This is a genomic window from Streptomyces sp. NPDC005791, assembly GCF_042871485.1.
Classification (GTDB): domain Bacteria; phylum Actinomycetota; class Actinomycetes; order Streptomycetales; family Streptomycetaceae; genus Streptomyces.
In genome coordinates this window covers 99983-118818 of record NZ_JBIAIP010000018.1, presented here as the reverse complement: position 1 = coordinate 118818, position 18836 = coordinate 99983, and the positions used below count along the sequence as shown (strand labels likewise).

The 18836-nt window shown below is 71.1% G+C and carries 16 protein-coding genes and 1 riboswitch; of the genes, 6 read left to right on the top strand and 10 right to left on the bottom strand.

The window, feature by feature from the left end; translation table 11 throughout:
• Position 1 precedes the first annotated feature (1 nt).
• From ACFYSH_RS29500 to ACFYSH_RS29480, 5 genes are all read right to left on the bottom strand, one after another.
• Positions 2 to 1288 carry a bifunctional 3,4-dihydroxy-2-butanone-4-phosphate synthase/GTP cyclohydrolase II gene (locus ACFYSH_RS29500; RefSeq protein WP_388756423.1) on the bottom strand — a complete coding sequence of 429 codons (1287 nt, stop codon included), beginning with the start codon at positions 1286 to 1288 and terminating at the stop codon, positions 2 to 4.
• Positions 1285 to 1929: a nicotinamide riboside transporter PnuC gene (locus ACFYSH_RS29495; RefSeq protein WP_388756420.1), complete on the bottom strand. Its 645-nt coding sequence runs from the start codon at positions 1927 to 1929 to the stop codon at positions 1285 to 1287. Before ACFYSH_RS29495 ends, ACFYSH_RS29500 begins: the two co-directional genes overlap by 4 nt.
• Positions 1926 to 2546 carry a riboflavin synthase gene (locus tag ACFYSH_RS29490; protein ID WP_359475655.1) on the bottom strand — a complete coding sequence of 207 codons (621 nt, stop codon included), beginning with the start codon at positions 2544 to 2546 and terminating at the stop codon, positions 1926 to 1928. Before ACFYSH_RS29490 ends, ACFYSH_RS29495 begins: the two co-directional genes overlap by 4 nt.
• A complete protein-coding gene (gene ribD, locus ACFYSH_RS29485) occupies positions 2547 to 3647 on the bottom strand; it encodes a bifunctional diaminohydroxyphosphoribosylaminopyrimidine deaminase/5-amino-6-(5-phosphoribosylamino)uracil reductase RibD (protein ID WP_359475651.1) in 1101 nt (366 codons plus the stop codon).
• A gap of 164 nt (positions 3648 to 3811) precedes the next feature.
• Positions 3812 to 3942, bottom strand: a riboswitch (FMN riboswitch).
• Positions 3943 to 4041: 99 nt separating this feature from the next.
• On the bottom strand, positions 4042 to 5244 hold the full coding sequence (locus tag ACFYSH_RS29480) for an ROK family transcriptional regulator (RefSeq protein WP_359475648.1): 1203 nt from the start codon (positions 5242 to 5244) through the stop codon (positions 4042 to 4044).
• Between the two features lie 165 nt (positions 5245 to 5409).
• On the opposite strand from ACFYSH_RS29480, the gene ACFYSH_RS29475 reads away from it, so the two are divergent.
• Together ACFYSH_RS29475 and ACFYSH_RS29470 are read left to right on the top strand one after the other, a co-directional pair.
• On the top strand, positions 5410 to 6639 hold the full coding sequence (locus ACFYSH_RS29475) for an MFS transporter (RefSeq protein WP_388756416.1): 1230 nt from the start codon (positions 5410 to 5412) through the stop codon (positions 6637 to 6639).
• 292 nt (positions 6640 to 6931) lie between these two features.
• Complete coding sequence (locus ACFYSH_RS29470) at positions 6932 to 8308, top strand: solute carrier family 23 protein (protein WP_359475642.1); 1377 nt, start codon at positions 6932 to 6934, stop codon at positions 8306 to 8308.
• Positions 8309 to 8346: 38 nt separating this feature from the next.
• Here ACFYSH_RS29470 and ACFYSH_RS29465 read toward each other — a convergent pair whose 3' ends face one another.
• The 4 genes from ACFYSH_RS29465 to ACFYSH_RS29450 form a co-directional block, all read right to left on the bottom strand.
• Positions 8347 to 9360, bottom strand: a complete 1014-nt coding sequence (locus ACFYSH_RS29465) for a helix-turn-helix domain-containing protein (protein WP_388756412.1) — start codon at positions 9358 to 9360, stop codon at positions 8347 to 8349.
• Between the two features lie 141 nt (positions 9361 to 9501).
• Positions 9502 to 10755, bottom strand: coding sequence for an extracellular solute-binding protein (locus ACFYSH_RS29460; RefSeq protein ID WP_388756410.1), 1254 nt, complete (start codon positions 10753 to 10755; stop codon positions 9502 to 9504).
• A 141-nt stretch (positions 10756 to 10896) separates the two neighbouring features.
• Complete coding sequence (locus ACFYSH_RS29455; RefSeq protein ID WP_388756407.1) at positions 10897 to 11589, bottom strand: alpha/beta hydrolase; 693 nt, start codon at positions 11587 to 11589, stop codon at positions 10897 to 10899.
• A gap of 126 nt (positions 11590 to 11715) precedes the next feature.
• Entirely contained in the window at positions 11716 to 14460 is a 2745-nt protein-coding gene (locus ACFYSH_RS29450; protein ID WP_388756404.1) for an AAA family ATPase, read from the bottom strand.
• 709 nt (positions 14461 to 15169) lie between these two features.
• Here ACFYSH_RS29450 and ACFYSH_RS29445 point away from each other — a divergent pair.
• The 3 genes from ACFYSH_RS29445 (at position 15170) to ACFYSH_RS29435 (ending at position 17730) form a co-directional block, all read left to right on the top strand.
• Positions 15170 to 16141, top strand: a complete 972-nt coding sequence (locus tag ACFYSH_RS29445) for an alpha/beta hydrolase (RefSeq protein WP_359475628.1) — start codon at positions 15170 to 15172, stop codon at positions 16139 to 16141.
• 39 nt (positions 16142 to 16180) lie between these two features.
• The gene (locus ACFYSH_RS29440; RefSeq protein WP_359475625.1) at positions 16181 to 16897 is read left to right on the top strand and encodes an alpha/beta hydrolase; all 717 of its coding nucleotides are present in this window, start codon (positions 16181 to 16183) and stop codon (positions 16895 to 16897) included.
• Between the two features lie 254 nt (positions 16898 to 17151).
• A complete protein-coding gene (locus tag ACFYSH_RS29435) occupies positions 17152 to 17730 on the top strand; it encodes a DNA starvation/stationary phase protection protein (protein WP_359475622.1) in 579 nt (192 codons plus the stop codon).
• Here ACFYSH_RS29435 and ACFYSH_RS29430 read toward each other — a convergent pair.
• The gene (locus tag ACFYSH_RS29430) at positions 17674 to 18126 is read right to left on the bottom strand and encodes a glycoside hydrolase family 6 protein (RefSeq protein WP_388756399.1); all 453 of its coding nucleotides are present in this window, start codon (positions 18124 to 18126) and stop codon (positions 17674 to 17676) included. The two genes, ACFYSH_RS29435 and ACFYSH_RS29430, sit on opposite strands and share 57 nt — an antisense overlap.
• Here ACFYSH_RS29430 and ACFYSH_RS29425 point away from each other — a divergent pair.
• Entirely contained in the window at positions 18125 to 18835 is a 711-nt protein-coding gene (locus ACFYSH_RS29425; protein ID WP_359475619.1) for a DUF5995 family protein, read from the top strand. The two genes, ACFYSH_RS29430 and ACFYSH_RS29425, sit on opposite strands and share 2 nt — an antisense overlap.
• Position 18836: the final 1 nt, after the last annotated feature.

Here is an 18836-nt window from a genome sequence, read left to right as displayed (position 1 = left end):
CTTACTGGTTGCTGCAGGCCGACGCGGGGGCGTCGAGCCAGGGCAGGTCGTGTCCCATCCGGTCCCGCTTGGTGCGCAGGTACCGCAGGTTGTGCTCACCGGCCTGTACGGGCATGGGTTCCCGCCCGGTGATCTCGAGCCCGTGCCGTACGAGCGCCGCGGTCTTTTCAGGGTTGTTGGTCATCAAGCGCAGGGAGCGCACGCCGAGGTCCCGCAGGATCCGGGCGCCCGCCGCGTAGTCCCGCGCGTCGGCGGGCAGCCCGAGTTCGAGGTTGGCGTCGAGCGTGTCGGAGCCGAGCTCCTGGAGTTCGTAGGCGCGCAGCTTGGACAGCAGTCCGATGCCACGGCCCTCGTGCCCGCGCAGATAGACGACGATCCCCCGGCCCTCTGCCGTGACACGTTCCATCGAGGCGTGCAACTGGGGGCCGCAGTCGCAGCGCTGGGACTGGAAGATGTCACCGGTCAGGCATTCGGAGTGGACCCGGACGAGGACGTCCTGGCCGTCCCCGATGTCACCGTGGACGAGTGCCACGTGCTCGACGCCGTCGGCGACGGAGCGGTAGCCGTACGCGGTGAACAGGCCGAAGGCCGTGGGCAGCCGGACCTCGGCCTCGCGGCGCACGGTGGGCTCGGAGCTGCGGCGGTAGGCGATCAGGTCCTCGATGGAGATGATCGTGAGGCCGTGCTTGCGGGCGAACGGGACGAGTTCGGGCAGCCGCAGCATCACGCCGTCCTCGCCCGCGATCTCGACGATGGCACCGGCGGGCCGCAGCCCGGCGAGCCTGGCCAGGTCGACGGCGGCCTCGGTGTGGCCGTTGCGTACGAGCACACCACCGGCGCGGGCGCGGAGCGGGAAGACGTGGCCGGGGCGTACGAAGTCGTCGGGGCCGGCCCTGCCTCCCGCCAGCATCCGGAGCGTGGTGGCGCGGTCGGCCGCGGAGATCCCGGTGGTCACGCCGTGCTCCGTGGAGGCGTCCACGGAGACGGTGAAGGCCGTCTTCATCGACTCGGTGTTGTGGGTGACCATCTGCGGGAGTTCGAGGCGTTCCAGCTCGTCGTCCTCCATGGGCGCGCAGATCAGACCGCGGCACTCGCTCATCATGAAGGCGATGATCTCGGGGGTCGCCTTCTCGGCGGCGATGACGAGGTCACCCTCGTTCTCCCGGTCCTCGTCGTCGACGACCACGACGGGCCGTCCGGCGACGATGTCGCGGATCGCCTGCTCGACGGGGTCGAGGGAGAGGTCTTCGAGGACGCGGTCGTGCAACCAGGTGGGCTGGGCAGTCATGCCGTGGCTCCTTCCAGAGCGGGTGTCCGCGTACGCAGCCACCAGTCGCGCATGCCCCACAGGACGAGGGCGCCGTAGACGACGTAGATGAGACCGGAGAAGGCGAGTCCGCCGTGGAAGTTGAGCGGTACGCCGACGAGGTCGACGAGCAGCCAGGCGAACCAGAACTCGACCATGCCGCGCGCCTGGGCGATCATCGCGACGAGGGTGCCGGCGAAGATGTAGGCGTCCGCCCACGGGCTCCAGGAGAGCGACGGGAAGGCGGTGAACAGCCCGCCGACGGCGAGCGTGCCGAGCGCGGCGCCGCCCACCAGGTACCCGCGCTCGCGCCAGGTGGCGAACCGTACGGCGATGGAACCGTCCTGCGCCTGCTGCCTGCCGCGGGTCCACTGCTGCCAGCCCCAGACGGCGACGGCGATGACGATCAGCTGCTTGCCGACGCTGCCCGCCTGCTGCACGGAGACGTTGGCGGCGACCAGGACGACGCCGGACAGGAGCTGGGCGGGCCAGGTCCAGACCGAGCGGAGCCAGCCGAGGGCCAGGGCGATCAGGCCGATGGTGTTGCCGATCATGTCCGACCAGATGATGCGCTGTCCGAAGGCGGTGAACGCCTCCGAGTTCAGCCAGTCGAGGGCGCTCATGCGACCGGCTCCCCTGCTCCGGGCACGGCGCCGTGACCGAGCAGCCGTTCGACGTACTTCGCGAGGACGTCCACCTCGAGGTTGACCGGGTCGCCCGGCTCCTTGATGCCGAGCGTGGTCAGGGCGAGGGTGGTGGGGATGAGGCTGATGGTGAAGTGGTCGGACCCGGCGTCGACGACGGTCAGGCTCACTCCGTCGACGGTGATCGAGCCCTTCTCCACCACGTAGCGGGCCAGGCCGGCGGGCAGGGAGATCTTGACGATCTCCCAGTTCTCCGAGACCCGGCGCTCGATGATGCGGCCCGTGCCGTCCACGTGCCCCTGGACGATGTGACCGCCTAGGCGGCCGCCGAGGGCCATGGGGCGCTCCAGGTTGACCCGGGAGCCGGCCGTGAGGGCGCCGAGGCTGGAGCGGTCCAGCGTCTCGGCCATGACATCGGCGGTGAACTCGTTCTCCCCGAGGTCCACGACGGTGAGGCAGACGCCGTTGACGGCGATGGAGTCGCCGTGTTTGGCGTCCTCGGTCACGACGGGGCCGCGCAGTCGGAAGCGGGAGGCGTCGTCGAGCTTCTCGACGGCGGTGACCTCACCCAGTTCTTCGACAATTCCGGTGAACACTCAGTTTCCCTTCCGAGCAGGGACGGGGACGGCGGTGATGCGCAGATCGGGGCCGACACGAACGGTCTCGGTCACATCGAGGCGCAACGCCTGGGCGAGGGTGGAGATTCCGGCGTCGGCGAGGGCTGACGGGCCCGCTCCGAGGAGGACCGGTGCGAGATAGCCGACGACGGTGTCGACCGCGCCCGCGGCGACGAAGGAGCCGGCCAGGACCGGCCCGCCTTCGAGGAGTACAGAGCGGATGCCCCGGCCGTGGAGGGCCGCGAGCAGGGCGTCGATGTCCAGCCCGGGCCCGGTGGCGGCGCGCGGCAGGCGCAGCACGGCGTCCTGGGGGAGGTGGCCGGCTACGGCGTCGTCGGCGACCGCGATCAGGGTGGGCGCGGTCCCGTCGAGGACCCGGGCCCCCGGCCGGACGGCCGTGGCGCCGGTGTCGACGACCACTCTGAGCGGCTGGGTGGCGCCCTCGATGCCGCGTACGCCGAGCTGGGGGTCGTCGGTGCGGGCGGTGCCGGAGCCGACCATGACGGCGTCGGCCTGGGCGCGCAGCCGGTGGACGTCGGCACGGGCCTCGGGGGAGGTGATCCAGCGGCTGGTGGCGTCGGCGGCGGCGATACGGCCGTCGAGGGTAGCCGCGTACTTCCACAGGACGTACGGGCGGCCGAGGCGGACCGAGGTGAGCCAGGCGGTGTTGCCGGCCTCCGCCTCGTCGGCGAGGAGGCCCTGTTCCACCTGGACGCCTGCGGCGCGCAGGGTGTCGGCGCCGCCCATGGCCTGTGGGTTCGGATCGCCCACCGCGTAGACGACACGGTGCACACCGGCCTCGACGAGTGCCTGGGCGCAGGGGCCGGTGCGGCCGGTGTGGTTGCAGGGTTCGAGGGTGACGAGGGCGGTGCCGCCCCGGGCCCGCTCGCCGGCCTCACGCAGGGCGTGAATCTCGGCGTGCGGCCCGCCGGCGCGCTGGTGGAAGCCTTCGCCGGCCTGTTCCCCGGCGGCGTCGAGGATGACGCATCCGACGACCGGATTCGGGCTGGTGGCGCCGAGTCCGCGGGCCGCGAGCATGACTGCCCGCCGCATGGCGGTTGTTTCGGCTGCGGTGGCCACCGGGTCCTCCTGCCTCTTCGGGCACGGACTCCGGGGCCTGTCGATGACGACAGATGAAGCGGACGGCAACAGGGGAACGCCGAAAACCGGTTGCACGGACGAGGCGCTCCGGAGCATCCCGGAAAACCCACGTCCGCCGACGGCGGCGTACCTGTGACAACCCGCCGCGCACTGCCTCCCATCCGGACTTTCACCGTCGGTCCAGGAATCTCACCTGGTCAACCGGCCGCTGGATGCGGACGGGTCGCGGACTATAACCGCCGGTTCGGAATTACACCGACCCCGGAGTGCGCTGCTGCTGGTACAGAACTCATTCTGCCACGGTCCGCAGTGGTCCATCCGGGCGCCGTCTGTGGAACGGGTCACAGAGAGACATCGGACCCTCCTCGGAGCGTCACCGCGCCGGGGCGAAGAGGGCGTCCTGGGCGGCGTCCCGGGCGGCGAACAGCCCGCCGCGCAGGACCGCGCCGCCGCCCAGCGTCCCCGCCCTGACCTCGGTACGCAGCGGTGACATCCTGGCGAGCCGCTCCTCCACCCGCGCCGCGAGCGCACCGCCTCCCGCGCGGCCGACCTCACCGGCCAGGACGAGGCAGCCGGGATCGAGCACCGAGACGACGGAGGCCGCCCCGAGCGCGAGACGGCCGGCGAGCGCTTCCAGGAAGGCTTCCCCCGCGGTGTCACCGGCCTGCAGCGCGGCCCGGACGGCGAACGCCGCGGCGGGGTCCTGCTCCTGCGCTCCCTCGGCCTCGGGACCGCCCCACGTGCTGATGCCGTGTTCAGCGGCCAGCTCGCAGACGGCTGCCGAACCCACCAGGGAGTGGAAGCCTCCGTCGCAGTTGACCGCCGACGGAACTCCTGCGGTGCCGGGCACCGGAAGGAAGCCGATCTCCCCGGCTCCCCCGGACGCGCCGCGGCGCAGCTTCCCGTCCAGCATGACGGCGGCGCCGATCCCGTGCCCGAGCCAGAGCAGCACGAAGGTGTCGCGGTCCCGGGCCGCCCCGACACGGTGTTCGGCCACGGCGGCGAGATTGGTCTCGTTCTCCACGAGGACGGTGGCGGACAGCCGCTGCTGGAGCTCCTTGACCAGACCCCTGTGCCAGGCGGGGAGCCCGGCGCTGTCCCTGAGCTCACCGGTGACCGGGTCGATGAGGCCGGGAGCACCGATCCCGACACTGTGCAGCGGGGCGGTGCCCGCCGTGCGGGCGGTGCGTTCCAGCGTCGCCACGGCCCGTTCGACGGCGGGCCGGGTCCCGGTGTCGCTGCCGATGGGCAGGGTGGCCTCGGCCAGCGTGACACCGAGCAGGTCCGCGACGGCCACGGCGACACTGTCCGTACGCACGTCGAGGGCGGCCAGGTGCGCGCGGTCGGCGACGATTCCGTACAGCCGCGCGTTGGGGCCGCGTCGCTGTGAGCCGCTCTCCCCGACGACCTGGACCAGTCCGGCCTCCTGCAGGCGCTCCACCAGGTCGGCGACGGTGGGCCGGGACAGACCGGTCAGGGTCTTCAGCTGACTGGCCGTCAACGGGCCGTCCTGCTGGAGCAGACGCAGGGCGAGCCGGTCGTTGATGACCCGGGCGGTGCTCGGAGATGCGGGCATGCCGGGATCCTTCCAGATCACTGCCGTGCGGAACCTTACGGGCTATTTATCAGGCAGGGTTCCTGATAGTTTACTGCCCGCACCGCAGCCGTATGCCCGGAGGACCGTGGCGACGAGGCCGGAGAGACCGGCGGGCGGACGACGTCTCAGAGGAGGGCACGGCGTATGACATCGGTTCCCGCGGTCACGGCCTTCGGCACGGAACAGGTCAGGCGTGGCAGGTACGCGATCATGGCGGTCTTCACCGTGCACGGGGCGGTGACCGGGAGCTTCGCGACCCGGGTCCCCTGGATCCAGGACCACGCCTCCGTCAGCGCCGGAGAACTCGGCCTCGCCCTTGCCTTCCCGGCCATCGGCGCCTCCCTGGCGATGCCGCTCGCAGGCCGGGTCAGTCACCGCTTCGGCGCGCGGACCGCTCTGCGCGCACTGCTCGCGCTCTGGACCCTCGCACTGATCCTGCCGGCCCTCGCACCGAACCTGTACACCCTCTGCGCGGCGCTCTTCGTGTACGGGGCGTCCGCCGGGATGTCCGACGTGGCGATGAACGCGCTGGGTGTGGAGGTGGAGAACCGCCTCGACAGATCCATCATGTCCGGGCTGCACGGCATGTGGAGCGTGGGCGCCCTGATCGGTTCGACGGCCGGTACGGTCGCCGCGCACATCGGGGCCGACGCCCGGCTGCACCACACGGCGGCCGCCCTCGTCCTCACGGTGCTCGGTCTGATCGCCTGCCAGGGCGTACTGGACCTGCGCAGCCGGCCGGACGAGGAGCCGCCTCCGCGCTTCACCCTGCCGCCGAAGTCCGCCCTGGTGATCGGCGCTGTCGGGTTCTGCGCGGTCTTCGCCGAGGGCGCCAGTCTGGACTGGTCGGCGGTCTACCTCAAGGAGCACCTGGGCAGTTCGGCCGGGGTCGCCGCGGCCTCGACCACGGCGTTCGCGCTGACGATGGCGATCGCACGGCTCGCGGGAGACCGGGTGGTGGACCGTTTCGGCGCCGTACCGACGGTGCGGGTGAGTGGAGTGCTGGCCACCGTGGGCGGCCTGCTGGTGGTCCTCGCCCCGAACACGGCACTGGCCCTGTGCGGCTTCGGCCTGCTCGGACTCGGCGTGGCGGTGACCGTCCCGCTCGCCTTCGCCGCGGCGGGGCGCAGCGGGGACGACCCGAGCCGGGCCATCGCCGGCGTCGCCACCATCACGTACACCTCCGGACTCATCGCACCGTCGGCGATCGGCTCGCTGGCCGAGGCGACCTCGCTTCTGGTGTCCTTCGGCCTGGTGACGGCGCTGGCGTTCGGGCTGGTGCTGGGGGCGGGAGTGCTGCGGGGCAGCGACCGCAAAGTCACGGAAGGCGGCGTCGCGCAGCCGACGGCGACCGGTACCCCGACGGGCGGCTGACGGCCCGGCGGTGTCGCGGGCCGGGGACACGGACGGGGACGGACGGACGCCGACGGAACGGCAGGTTCCGTCGGCGGTGGGGTCGAGCGCGAGGTCACCGGCCCGCAGCACTACCATGGCTCTGATCTTTTCCGCGGGTGGACCCAGGACAGAGGGTGCGCCAGGCGGGTGTTCACCCACGGCCGGCCCTGTCGTCGTGCCTCTGAACCCAGTGCTCCGCCATTGATCGAAGCTGCCCGACCCCGTCGGCCGGCCTCAGGACCACCCCAGCAACACATCGAGGAGCAAGACCATGGCGGGCTTCGGCTGGAAGCTGCACGGCGACGGCAAGAGCCTCGCACCGGGCGAGGTCGTACGACCGGACGAGCGGCTCACCTGGGGCCGCACCGCCGGCCTCGGTGCGCAGCATGTGGTCTCGATGATCGGGGCCTGTTTCGTGGCCCCGATCCTGATGGGGCTGGACGCCAACCTCGCCGTCATGGCATCCGGTGTGGCCACCATCCTCTTCCTGCTCATCACCCGTGGCCGCATCCCCAGCTATCTCGGCAGCAGCCTGTCGTTCATCGGTGTGGCCGCCGTCATCAACACCCAGGGCGGCGACGCGGCGACCCTCACCGGGGCGCTGCTGGTCGTCGGCGCGGTCCTCTTCCTGTGCGGGGCGGTCGTCCGTGCTCTGGGCGCCCGCATCATCCACGCCGTCCTGCCGCCCGTGGTCACCGGCGCGGTGGTCATGCTCATCGGGTTCAACCTGGCTCCCGTCACCGCCGGCACCTACTGGCCCCAGGATCAGTGGACCGCGCTGCTCACCATGCTCTTCACGGGCTTCGCCCTCGTCGTGCTGCGTGGCTTCTGGTCCCGTATCGCGATCTTCCTCGGCCTCGCTTTCGGCTACCTGATCTCCTGGGTCTTCGACCGCGTCCTCGGCAAGATCCACTCCCCCGCCGGAGGCACCGAATCGGTCGACCACTGGCGCCTCGACCTCTCCGGGGTGGCCAAGGCCGACTGGATCGGCTTTCCCACCTTCCACGCCCCGAGCTTCTCCCTCTCCGCGGTTCTGGTCGCCCTGCCCGTCGTCATCGCGCTCATCGCCGAGAACGCCGGGCACGTCAAGGCCGTGGGTGAGATGACCGGCGACCCGCTGGACGACAAACTCGGCACAGCGGTCATGGCCGACGGTGCGGCGACCATGCTGTCGACGTCCGTCGGCGGCCCTGCCACGACCACGTACGCCGAGAACATCGGCGTCATGGCCGCCACCCGCGTCTACTCCACCGCCGCCTACTGGTGCGCCGCCGGCTTCGCGATCCTGTTCGGGCTCTGCCCCAAGTTCGGTGCCGTCGTGGCCGCCATCCCCGGCGGGGTCCTCGGCGGAATCACCGTCATCCTCTACGGCATGATCGGCCTGCTCGGCGCCCAGATCTGGGTCCGCTCCCGCGTCGACCTGTCCAACCCGCTCCACCTCGTACCCGTGGCCGCGGGACTCATCGTGGGAATCGGCAACGTCAGCCTGACCCTCACCGACAACTTCGAGCTCAGCGGCATCGCGCTGGGGACGCTGATCGTCGTCGTCGGCTACCACGCTCTTCGTGCGCTGGCACCTGCCCACATGAGGGACGAGCCGCCGCTCACCGAATCGGGCAACCCGGGGTACGACCGAGGCACATCCTGATCCCCGGCGTTTCCGCCGGGTGAGCCGGCTCATCGCTTTCAGGCGTCGACGAGCCGTCCGGACCGGGTCCGCGGAGCCGTCTCCTGCGTGTCGCGCCACTCACGGGGGGCCATCCCGTAGGCGGCCCGGAACACCCGGCTGAAATGTGCGGCACTGATGAAACCCCATCGGTGTGCCACCGCGGCGATCGTGGCGGTCCCGTGGAACGTCAGGTCGCGTCGGCACTCCTCGAGGCGGCGGCGTTGGACCCACCGGCCGACCGTGGCGTCCTCGCTCTCGAACAGCTTGTGCAGGTACCGCAGGGATATGTGATGGGCCCGGGCAATGGCCTGCGGGGTGAGATCGGGATCCGCGAGATGACGGTCGATGTACGCCTGGATCCGCAGCAGCAGTGCCCGGTTCCCACCGGGCGTGTCCTCGCTCGCCCGGCCGAGGAGTTCGTCGGCCAGCGCACCGACCAGGTCCACGACGTTGCGGGCCATCAACTCGCCGGTGCGCGGCGGACAGTTTCCGGCGCCGTCCACGAGCCCGGAGAGGAAGGGCGCGAGCAGACCGCCGAGAGGTGTGTCGGGGCCGAGCGGGCAGGCGGTCACGTGAGCCAGGTCGGACTCGCTCAGGCCCAGAACGTCTCTCGGCAGGACCAGGGACTTGGTCCGGAAGGGCTGGGGCAGATCCAATTGGAGGGGACGCGCCATGTCGTAGACGAAGATGTCGCCGGGCTCGAGGAGTGCTTCACGGCCGTCCTGCCTCAGGTGGGCGACTCCTCGGTCCAGCAGTTTGACCACCACATGGTCGCGCCGGCCGTCCTGCGCGACAAGTCGGCGCGTTCGCAGGGCGGACAGGCCGTCGCCGTCCACGCTGATCGCCTGGAGCCGGCCGAGCGGCGTCGCGCGGATCGTGCCGGAGTGCACCTCGTCGGGGACGGTTATGTCCACGGCGCCGAAAGTCCGGGACAGGGTTTCGCGCCAGTGGGCCCGTCTGTGGCGGGCCGGCAGCGCATCGGTGGTGTGGAAGCTGCCGGAGGCGCTTCCCTCCTGGACTTCCGGCGCCATGATCTTGACCTTTCGACTGGTGGGTGTCTTCTACGACACCGTGCCAGCCGGCCTCGGGTCGGCACATCGCGTGAACCCGCTAGATCAGTGGACCTGTCCCGTCCGGTGCCCGCCCGGCCCGTCCGGGAGACGAGGGGCCCCTCAGTCACTGCTCGCGATCCGCTGCGCATCTCTGAGGGCTTCTTCCGCGGTCTGCTCCCCCGTAAGTGCGGACTGGATGGCGGTGTGGATCCCGGTCGCCGCCCTGGGCCATCTGACGCCGAGCTCGCCGGTGCGCACGCGGGCCCCTTCCACGCTCCGCACGAAGACGGCCATCGCAGGGTCCTGTTCGGCATACCGCGCGGCAACCGCGGTGCGGGACGGCACGGTGAAATGCTGCTCGGCCAGGGTGAGCATGTTCGATGCGGTGGTCAGGCAGGCGAGGACCTCAGCGGCTTTCTTCTGCCGGTCCGCGGAAGGGCTCTGCGGCACCGTCCACACCTCACCGCCGAGAGGCGTGACCGGGGTCTGGCCCGTACGGGGAACAGGGACGGTGGCCACTCCCCAGTGCAGGTTCTTGTCCTTCTCCAGGGCGGAGATCCGCCAGGGGCCGTTGAGCATCATGGCCGTCCGGCCGGCGGCGAACTGGTCGTGGACGTCCGCCTGCGTCCAGTTCAGCGCCGACTTCGACATGGATCCGTTCTTCACCAGGTCGACCCACAGCTGAAGTGCCTGTGCGGCCTGCGGAGTGTCCAACTGCTTCTCGTTCCCGCCGTTGGACCACAGGAAGGGCAGGAACTGCCAGCTGCTCTCAGAAGTGGCGCTCGCGTCGAGCGCCATCCCGTAGCGACCGTGGCGGGTGAGCCCGGCAGCCGCCTCCTTCAGTTCGTCCCAGGTCCTCGGTACGGCGACACCGGCCTCGGCGAGCATGTCCTTGTTGTAGAAGAGAGCGACCGTGCTGACGTAGGGGGCCAGTCCGTACACCTCTCCCTCGTACGTGCCCGCCGACAGGATGCCCTTGGTGTAGCCGCCGGTGCCGATGCCGTACTGCTGCAGCGGGGTCAGCGCGCCGGTCTGTGCGATCTGCTGCAGATCGGCGTTGTCCAGCATCAGCAGGTCGGGAAGGGTCCGCGACGAGGCCTGCCGCAGGACCCTCGGGATGAGGGACGCCGGCGGGACGCTCGTGTGCTCGACCTCGACGCCGGCGGTCCTGCCGCACGCGCTGAGCACCTCGTTCCACTGGGTGTGCTCGGATTCCTGGGTGTAGTAGTCGAGCACGGTGATGGAGGTGGCCTCGCCCGTGACGGACCCGGCACCGGTTCCGTCGACGCACCCGGTGGCGGCCACGGTCAATGCCATGGTCACGGTCAAGCGGGCGGCGACGCGCCGCGCCATCCGTCCAGCCGGTGAGATCATGCGAGTGCCTTCGTCGAGTGACTGTCCGTGGGCCCGGGCCGGTGTCGCGAGGGCGGCGGACTCCAGGGCCGTCAGGGTAGTCCGAACCGGTACGTCCGTGCGGAACGCGACGGCGGTTCCCGTCTCACGAAGCCGCTGTGGTCATTGCCCCTGCTCGGCGGCTTCCCGGATCATCGCGGCCACGGCGCCGGGTTGTGACAGCACGACGGCGTGTGAGCCGTCCAACACGTGCTCGGTGGCCGCCATGCGCAGTGCCATGAAGCGTTGAGCGGTGGGGTTGAGCATCCGGTCGGCGGTCGCGATGGCGTACCAGGAGGGCGTGGAGGCCCACGCCGGCGGGCCCGACCGACCGGTCAGCGCGTTGCAGGCGATCGGACGCTGCGCCACGGACAGCACCTCCTTCACGCCGGGCGGCAGGTCGGCGGCGTAGATCTGCGGGAACAGGTCCTCGCGGATGTACAGCTCACCGTCCGCGCCGCCGGGAGTCCGAGTGGGCAGAGCGGCGGTGAAGGTCGCGTCGGTCACCGGCGCCGGAGCGAAGCGGTTCATGATGTCCAGGACGCACTCGCCCGCGTCGAGGCCGAACGCCGCGACGTAGCACAGGGCGACGATGTCGTCGGCGTCGGCGGCGGCTTGTGTGATGACCGCGCCACCGTAGTCGTGGCCGACCAGAACGACGGGCCCGTCGATGTCGCTCACCGTGCTCCTGAGGTAGGCGGCGTCCTGCGCCAGACCGCGCAGCGGGTTAGCCGGGGCGCGCACGGTCAGTCCGTCGGCGTGAAGAAGAGTGATGACCTCCGCCCATGACGAGGCATCCGTGAACGCACCGTGCACGAGCACGATGGTCGGCGTTGGGGGGCTGGATCCGTACATACCGGTGACCTCCGACCGGATGGGAATGTTCCAGCCAAGCGCGTCCCGGTACGGCGCGGCATCGCGTGAATGTACCAACGGCTCCTCTCAGCTGTCGGGCAGGGCCATGACCAGGTTGGCGAGCTGCACCCGGGAGTTGATCGACAACTTGCGGAAGGCGGACGTCAGGTGGGTGTTGACCGTGTGCGGGGAGACGACGAGGAGGTCGGCGGCCGACCGGTTGGTGTGGCCCTGGGCGATGAGGCGCGCGATCTTCTTCTCCGAAACCGTGAGGGCTCCCCACCCCTGCACGGGGCGTTGCACGGTCGCTGCCCTGCGGCTGTCGACCCCCGTGCCCCTCAAGGCGCGCTGGACGCGTGCCGCTGCGGCGCAGGCGCCCGACTCGGCGAACGTGTCACGGGCGTACGTCAGTGCGGCCACTGCCTGCTGCTGCCGGCCTGCCGTCAGGAGCGCCCGTCCGAGATCTGCGGACGCGGCTGCCCGGACCAGCGGGCGAGGGCAGGTGCTGAGCAGTTCCGCGGAGTGTTCGAGCATGGCGGAATCGTCGTTCACGAGCCCGAGGGCCTGCGCCGCGATGCCCGTGGCGGTCGGCACGGCGGGGTTACGTCCGGCGTGGGCTCCGGCCTGTTCGGCCAGGTCCTCGGCGAGCTCGTGATCCGCTCCGCTCAGGGCGATGCGTATCGCGGAATCGACCCAGTCGCGCAGGAGCCGCCAGCGCATGAAGGATCCTTCCTGCTGCACCTGCCGAAGCTTGGAGACGGAAAGAGCGATGTTCCCGTCAGCCTCGGCATGGACCGCTTCCAGGAAGCGTGTCGCGGCTGTGTTGCCCGGGTTCGGTCTGGCCGCCAGCCTCTCCCGTGCCGCGTCCAGATGCTCCCGCGCGGCTTCGCGGTCGCCGCGCAGCAGGGCGATCCGGGAGCGGATGACGCGACCGTTCACCTGCTGGACGGGGATCCGCACTTCGTCCTCCAGGCGTTCCATGGTCACGAAATCGGCATCGGCGTCATCCAGCCGGCCGCGCCCCAGATCGTGCTGGCCCTGGGCCCACAGCATCATCGCCTGACGCGTCGCCCCGGCTTCCGTCGCGTGCAGGAGCAGCCGTTCGGCGGCCTCGAAGTCGTCCGTGTGCAGGTGCGCGACGATCTCTTCGGGCAGGAAGGCGGGGTCGATGGCGCTCAGCGCGGCAAAGCGCTTCAGCGCGACCGTGTTCTCGCCCGCGTTCTGCGCGATCTCACCGAGCCCGGACAGGGCCATGACGTGCGCCTCCCGGTCACCGCTCGCGGTGGCGGCGCGCAACGCGGTCTCGCCGGCCTCACGCGCCGCGGCCAGATCGTGGTCCCGGGACAAGGCCAGGCTGCGCAGGGCGGCCAGCCTCGCCGCGATCTCCGGGGCGGCGCATCCCATCGCAAGGGCGGCTTCGGCCCGGCGGCGCAGTTCGCCGGGGAGGTCCATGTTCCACAGCGTCCCGCCGAGAGTGGCCTGCAGCCGGCTGAACGCCTCCAGCGGTGGCCGGCCGGCCAGCAGCCCGTCACCCGTCGACAACGCCTCCCGGTTCCTGCCGGCACGGGCGAGGCAGAGGACCGTCTGCTCACCCACTGTGAACCTCAGCGGCCGACCTGACGGCACCAGGGCGAGGGCGCGCGTCATCAGGTCGGCCGCGAGGTCCGGCGTGACCGGCAGTACGTCGTCAGCCGCGCGCTGCAGCAGCGCCACGGCTTCCTCGTCCCCGGGCAGGGCTCCCCTGAGGATGTGCGGCACCGCGTCGATCGGCTGGTGCCCCGCGGCGACGAGACTGCGAGCGGCCTCTCGGTGGAGGGCCTTCCGGGCCGACGGCAGGATGTCGGCGTAGACCGCCTGCCGGAGCAGATCATGACGGAACACCAGGTGATCACCGTCGTCGTCCAGGAGCCCGGCGCGCACCGCTTCCTCGAGTGCCGCGATCAGTGTGGTGGCCGGTCTGCCGTGGAGCGCGGCGGCCTCGTGGAAGCCGAACCTGCGTCCCAGCACCGCGCCCATCTGGAGGAAACGCAGGGTGTCGGGCTCCAGGGACCTGAGTCTGCCGCGCACGCCCACCACAAGCCCCGGGGGCACTGGATCGTCCGAGGCACGGGAGGTGCGCAGGCCCGCCAGCATCTCGACCGCCAGAAACGGGTTTCCGCCCGCTCCGTCGAGCAGGTCCCGTACCCGCTCGTCGACCGCTGCCCCGAGTGCGTCGCCGGCCAGTTGAGCGATGGCCGTGCCTGACAGGGGCCCCAAGGACACGGTAACCGTCGGAAGGTTGCCCTCCGCGGCGGCGGCGATCTCCTCCGCCGGGCCGGTCGGCTCACGCCGCCCGGCCAGCACCCACAACACCGGCGAGGTCCGCAAGCGGGTCGGAAGCTGCTGCAGGGCGAATCGGCTCAGCGAGTCGGCCCATTGCACGTCGTCCAGACCGATCAGTACCGGCACGCTGCCCGCTCTGGCTTCGATCACCTCCGCCAGGCGTTCCACCAGCCAGATCCGTTGATCGTGGTTGCGGGCGAGATCGGCGAAGGCAGCGCCGGACAGCAGTGGCTGCTCGCCGTGCAGGACACAGGCCGCCAACGACGACAACGGCACGATGTGATGGAGCTCGTCGGCCTTGCCGACGCCGACGGAATATCCCGCTGCCCTCGCGTGGGAGACGGCTTCGGCGAGCAGCGTGGTCTTGCCGATGCCCGGTTCGCCCCGGACGAGGGCCATCCCGCCGCTGCCGGTGCGGGCCACGGAGGCGATCAGCGCCTCGAGCTCTCCGAGCTCGGCCTCTCGGCCGCGCAGACCGTCACGGGACAGCGGGCCGCCTGTTCCAGCCATGTACGAACCGTCCCGTCCACTCTCGCCCGGCGAAGCCGGTCTCCGCCCGTGCCGACGGGTGGCGTCGCCTTTCGGCGGGCCGCGGCCTCCCGTCATCCGGTCCTGTGTCACCGAAGTCCGTACGGGGGCAACCGTCACGGGGCCGGTGGCCGTCGTCGCCGCGTCGGCCAGGGCACGGGGGACGACTCACGTCGTCGGCACGGTGACTGCGAAGCGGCTGCGGGGAGGCCATGCGCAGGCGGACGTTTGTCCCTCGGTGCACTCTAACTGTTCTCTGCGTGCGTTCTCTGCGTGCACCTGGACGACAGGCCAGGTCAGGGCGTCGGCGCAGCAGGACGCCGAATGCGGGGCGCCGTGCCCGTGGGCAACTCTCTCGTCACCCGGGCCGACGGCACGGCCGCGGGCGTGGTCGGGCACGAGGCCGCGGCGAACGTCACGAGGACCTGGGGAGCGACCTCCGCCGCAGGCCGGCCCGGCAGGCCCTGCGCGCCGGTTACCGGGGTCCGGCTTCCGGTCAGCGGACCGCATCCTGTCCGACGGTGCACCGCGCCGCCCTCCGTGCACGGTGAGGTCAGAGTCGGTGCACAGGTGTGCAACGACAGACGGCCTCGCACTTCTAGCGTGGTCGGAAACGGCCCTCGGACCTTCGCGTCCGTAGGAGACCGCCTGGCCGGACTCACCGGCACGCACACCAGTCTCAGGAGTTCGTATGTCCCACACCGTCGAGCCGGTTCAGCCGGTCCTGGAGCCGGCCGCGGCCGCGTTCGCCGAGGCGACCGCCAATCCGCCCTACCTCTTCGATCTGCCCCCGGCGGAGGGCCGCAAGGCCGTCGACGACGTACAGTCCGGCGACATCGCCCAGCCCGATGTCGACGAGGAATGGATCACCGTCCCGGGCGGCCCGACGGGCAGCGTCCGGGCCCGGATCGTCAAGCCGGCCGGCGCCGAGGGCGTGCTGCCGGTGATCCTCTACATCCACGGCGCCGGCTGGGTCTTCGGCAATGCCCACACCCATGACCGGCTGGTCCGGGAGCTGGCCACCGGCGCGGAAGCGGCCGTGGTCTTCCCCGAGTACGACCTCTCCCCCGAAGCCCGCTACCCCGTGGCCATCGAGCAGAACTACGCGGTCGCGCAGTGGATCGTCCAGCAGGGCGTGTCCAAGGGCCTGGACGCTTCGCGGCTGGCTGTGGCCGGGGACTCCGTCGGCGGCAACATGACCGCCGCCCTGACTCTCATGGCCAAGGAGCGCGGCGGCATCCCGCTGGTCCAGCAGGTGCTGTTCTACCCGGTCACCGACGCGAGCTTCGACACGAACTCCTACCACCAGTTCGCCGAAGGCTACTTCCTGCGCCGCGACGGCATGCAGTGGTTCTGGGACCAGTACACCACCGACGAGAAGCAGCGCGCGGAGATCACCGCCTCTCCGCTGCGCGCCACCACCGAGCAGCTCACCGGCCTGCCGCCGGCGCTGGTCATCACCGGCGAGGCCGACGTCCTGCGCGACGAGGGCGAGGCATACGCCAACAAGCTCCGCCAGGCGGGGGTGCCCGTCACTTCCGTCCGCTACCAGGGCGTCATCCACGACTTCGTCATGCTCAACGCCCTGCGTGGGACCCACGCCGCCGAGGCGGCCATCGACCAGGCCGTCACCGTGCTCCGCGCCGCGCTGCACGACCGCTGACGCGGCGCCCCGGCTCGTCTTCTCCGAGGAGTACAGAACATGGTCACCACCCCGACCGCCCTGCTCGTCCACGGCGCCTTCGCCGACGCCGGCAGCTGGTCCGGCGTCATAGCGGAGCTGCAGAACCAAGGCATCCCCGTGGTGGCACCGCCCAACCCGCTGCGGGGCCTGGCCTCCGATGCCGCGTACATCGCCTCGGTGGCCTCCCAGATCGACGGCCCCGTCGTCCTGGTCGGACACTCCTACGGCGGTGCCGTCATCTCCGTGGCCGGCACCACGGAGAACGTCGTCGGTCTCGTCTACATCGCGGCCTACATCCCCGAGGAGGGTGAGAGTCTCGGCGAGTTGCAGGGGCGTTTCCCGCTCTCGCCTCTGGTCAGCAACCTCAAGGAAATGACGTACCCGGGCGACGGTGCCGAGCCCGCGGTCGAGGTCACCATCGCCACCGAGGCGTTCCCGGCCGTATTCGCCGCGGACGTACCGGCCGCCGTCACCAGGGTCCTGGCGGCGGCACAGCGTCCGCTGGCCGCCTCCACGTTCACGGAGACGGCTTCGGCCGCCGCGTGGGCGACCAAGCCGTCCTGGGCTCTCGTGGCCGGTGCGGACGAAGCGATCAACCCGGAGGTGGAACGGTTCGGCGCGAAGCGGGCCGGAGCGACGGTGGTGGAGCTCGACGGCGCCTCCCATGCCGTCGCCGTCTCCCGGCCCGGGGAGGTCGCCGAACTCATCCGTGACGCGGTGCGCGCGACCGCCTGATGCGGCCGTAGCCGGTCACGCGTAGCCGCACGGACACCCCCTGAGGGGTGTCCGTGCGGCTTTCGCTTGGGGAGACCTGGAGAACGGCATGGGTCCGCCGGCGCACGGATACCGGTCCTGGAGCGTACGCCCGTGGCGGGCGACGACGCCGTGCACTGGCGGCCTCCACCGCGTGCGCTGCGGAGCAAGGCGGACGCACCGCGCCGTCTAGCGTCACTCGGGTACACACAGCACGGCACCACAGGAGGCGGATCATGACCACCAGCTCCCACCACGTCAGCGGCAGCCAGCCGTGGCTGCACCAGAAGGGCGAGGTGATCCAGGACTTCGGGACCGTCAAGCAGTTCCCGCTCGGTCTGTCGTACGAGGCCCGCATGTACTCCTGCCAGCGCCTGAACAAGGTCCTGGCGGACACACAGATCCTCCACGGCCTCTACAAGAAGCATCACTGGCTGATGCGCGGCGCGACCTTCTACCAGCTGCACCTCGTGCTGGACAAGCACGCGGGCGAGCAACTGGAACTCGTGGACACCATCGCCGAACGCGTGCAGTCCCTGGGCGGCGTCGCGGTGGGGGATTCCCGGCACGTCGCGGAAATCACGTCGATCCCCCGGCCCCCGGACGGTGTGGAGGAGGTGCCGGCGATGCTGTCGCGGCTGCTGGAGGCCCACGAGACCATCCTGGTCGAGAGCCATGACGCCGCCGCACGCACCGCCGAACTGGGCGACGACGGCACCAATGACCTGCTGGTCTCGCAGGTGATCAGGACCGGTGAACTACAGGCCTGGTTCCTGGCCGAGCACCTGGTCGACACGCCGCTCGTCCGCTCCTGATCCGGCGACGACGCCGGTCCCACCGTCCCGGCCGGCCATGAGGCCTGTACTGACTCCCCGGGCAGCTTCGCCCACAGGTGCACGTCGATCCCGGTCATGCCTGCCCGTGTCCGTCGTCGGGGCCCTGCCGAGCGCCCGGCCCGACGGATCGCACCACTGGCCGGCCTTCGGCGCCCAGTTGCCGTTGCGGCTGGTGTCGATGACGGCGCCCGGGCCGGGCGGGCCGCCGAGCGCGGCGAGCACCCGCACCGTCCGCCACGACGACCGACGCCGGCGCGGCCTGTTTCGCGGCGGTGTGCCGGCCGGAGTGCCCCGGCGCCCGGTGTTCGTCCGATCCGATGAAGCCTCCGGCCCGTCGGCGCCGTGGCGAGCCTGGGGCTGGGACGCTGCCCCCATGGACCGGATCGAGCAGTTCGCACTTCCGCCCGGCGCGGCCGGCACGGGGACCGACGTCGGCGCGGTGATCGAACGGATGCGCGCGTTCCGCTCCGACTGGCCTCCCGGGGACGGGCTGGCGGTCTTCAACCAGGTGTATCTGACGGTCACCGAGGCCATCGCCCGGCACATCACCGACGGCGCCTTCAGGGACCGGGAGGCCGCGTCCGCACTGGATGTGCGTTTCGCGGAGCGTTATCTGACGGCGGTCGACACCGCCGTCTCGGGAGGCCGCCCGCCCGACTGCTGGCGTCCCCTGTTCCAGTACCGGCACCATCCGGGCGTACACCCGATGCAGTTCGCACTCGCCGGTATCAACGCGCACATCGGGCACGATCTCGCTCTGGCCGTGGTGGACACCTGCCGTACGCTCGGCTGCGCTCCGGCTGACCTGGAGGAGGAGTTCGACCGGGTGGGCGACCTCCTCGTGATGCTGGAGGAGCAGATCCGCGACGGTCTGATGCCGGGTCCCGATCTGCTGAAGATCGCGGATCCGCTCACCCATCTGGCGGGGGCCTGGAGCCTGGAGCGGGCCCGTGAGGCGTCATGGTCGGCGGCCCGGGTGCTGTGGGGACTACGCGGAGTGCCTCCTCTGGCCGAGGAGTTCAGGGCGCGGATGGATGCCGGGGCCGGGCTGGTGGGGCGCTTCCTGCTCACTCCCTGCCGCTGAG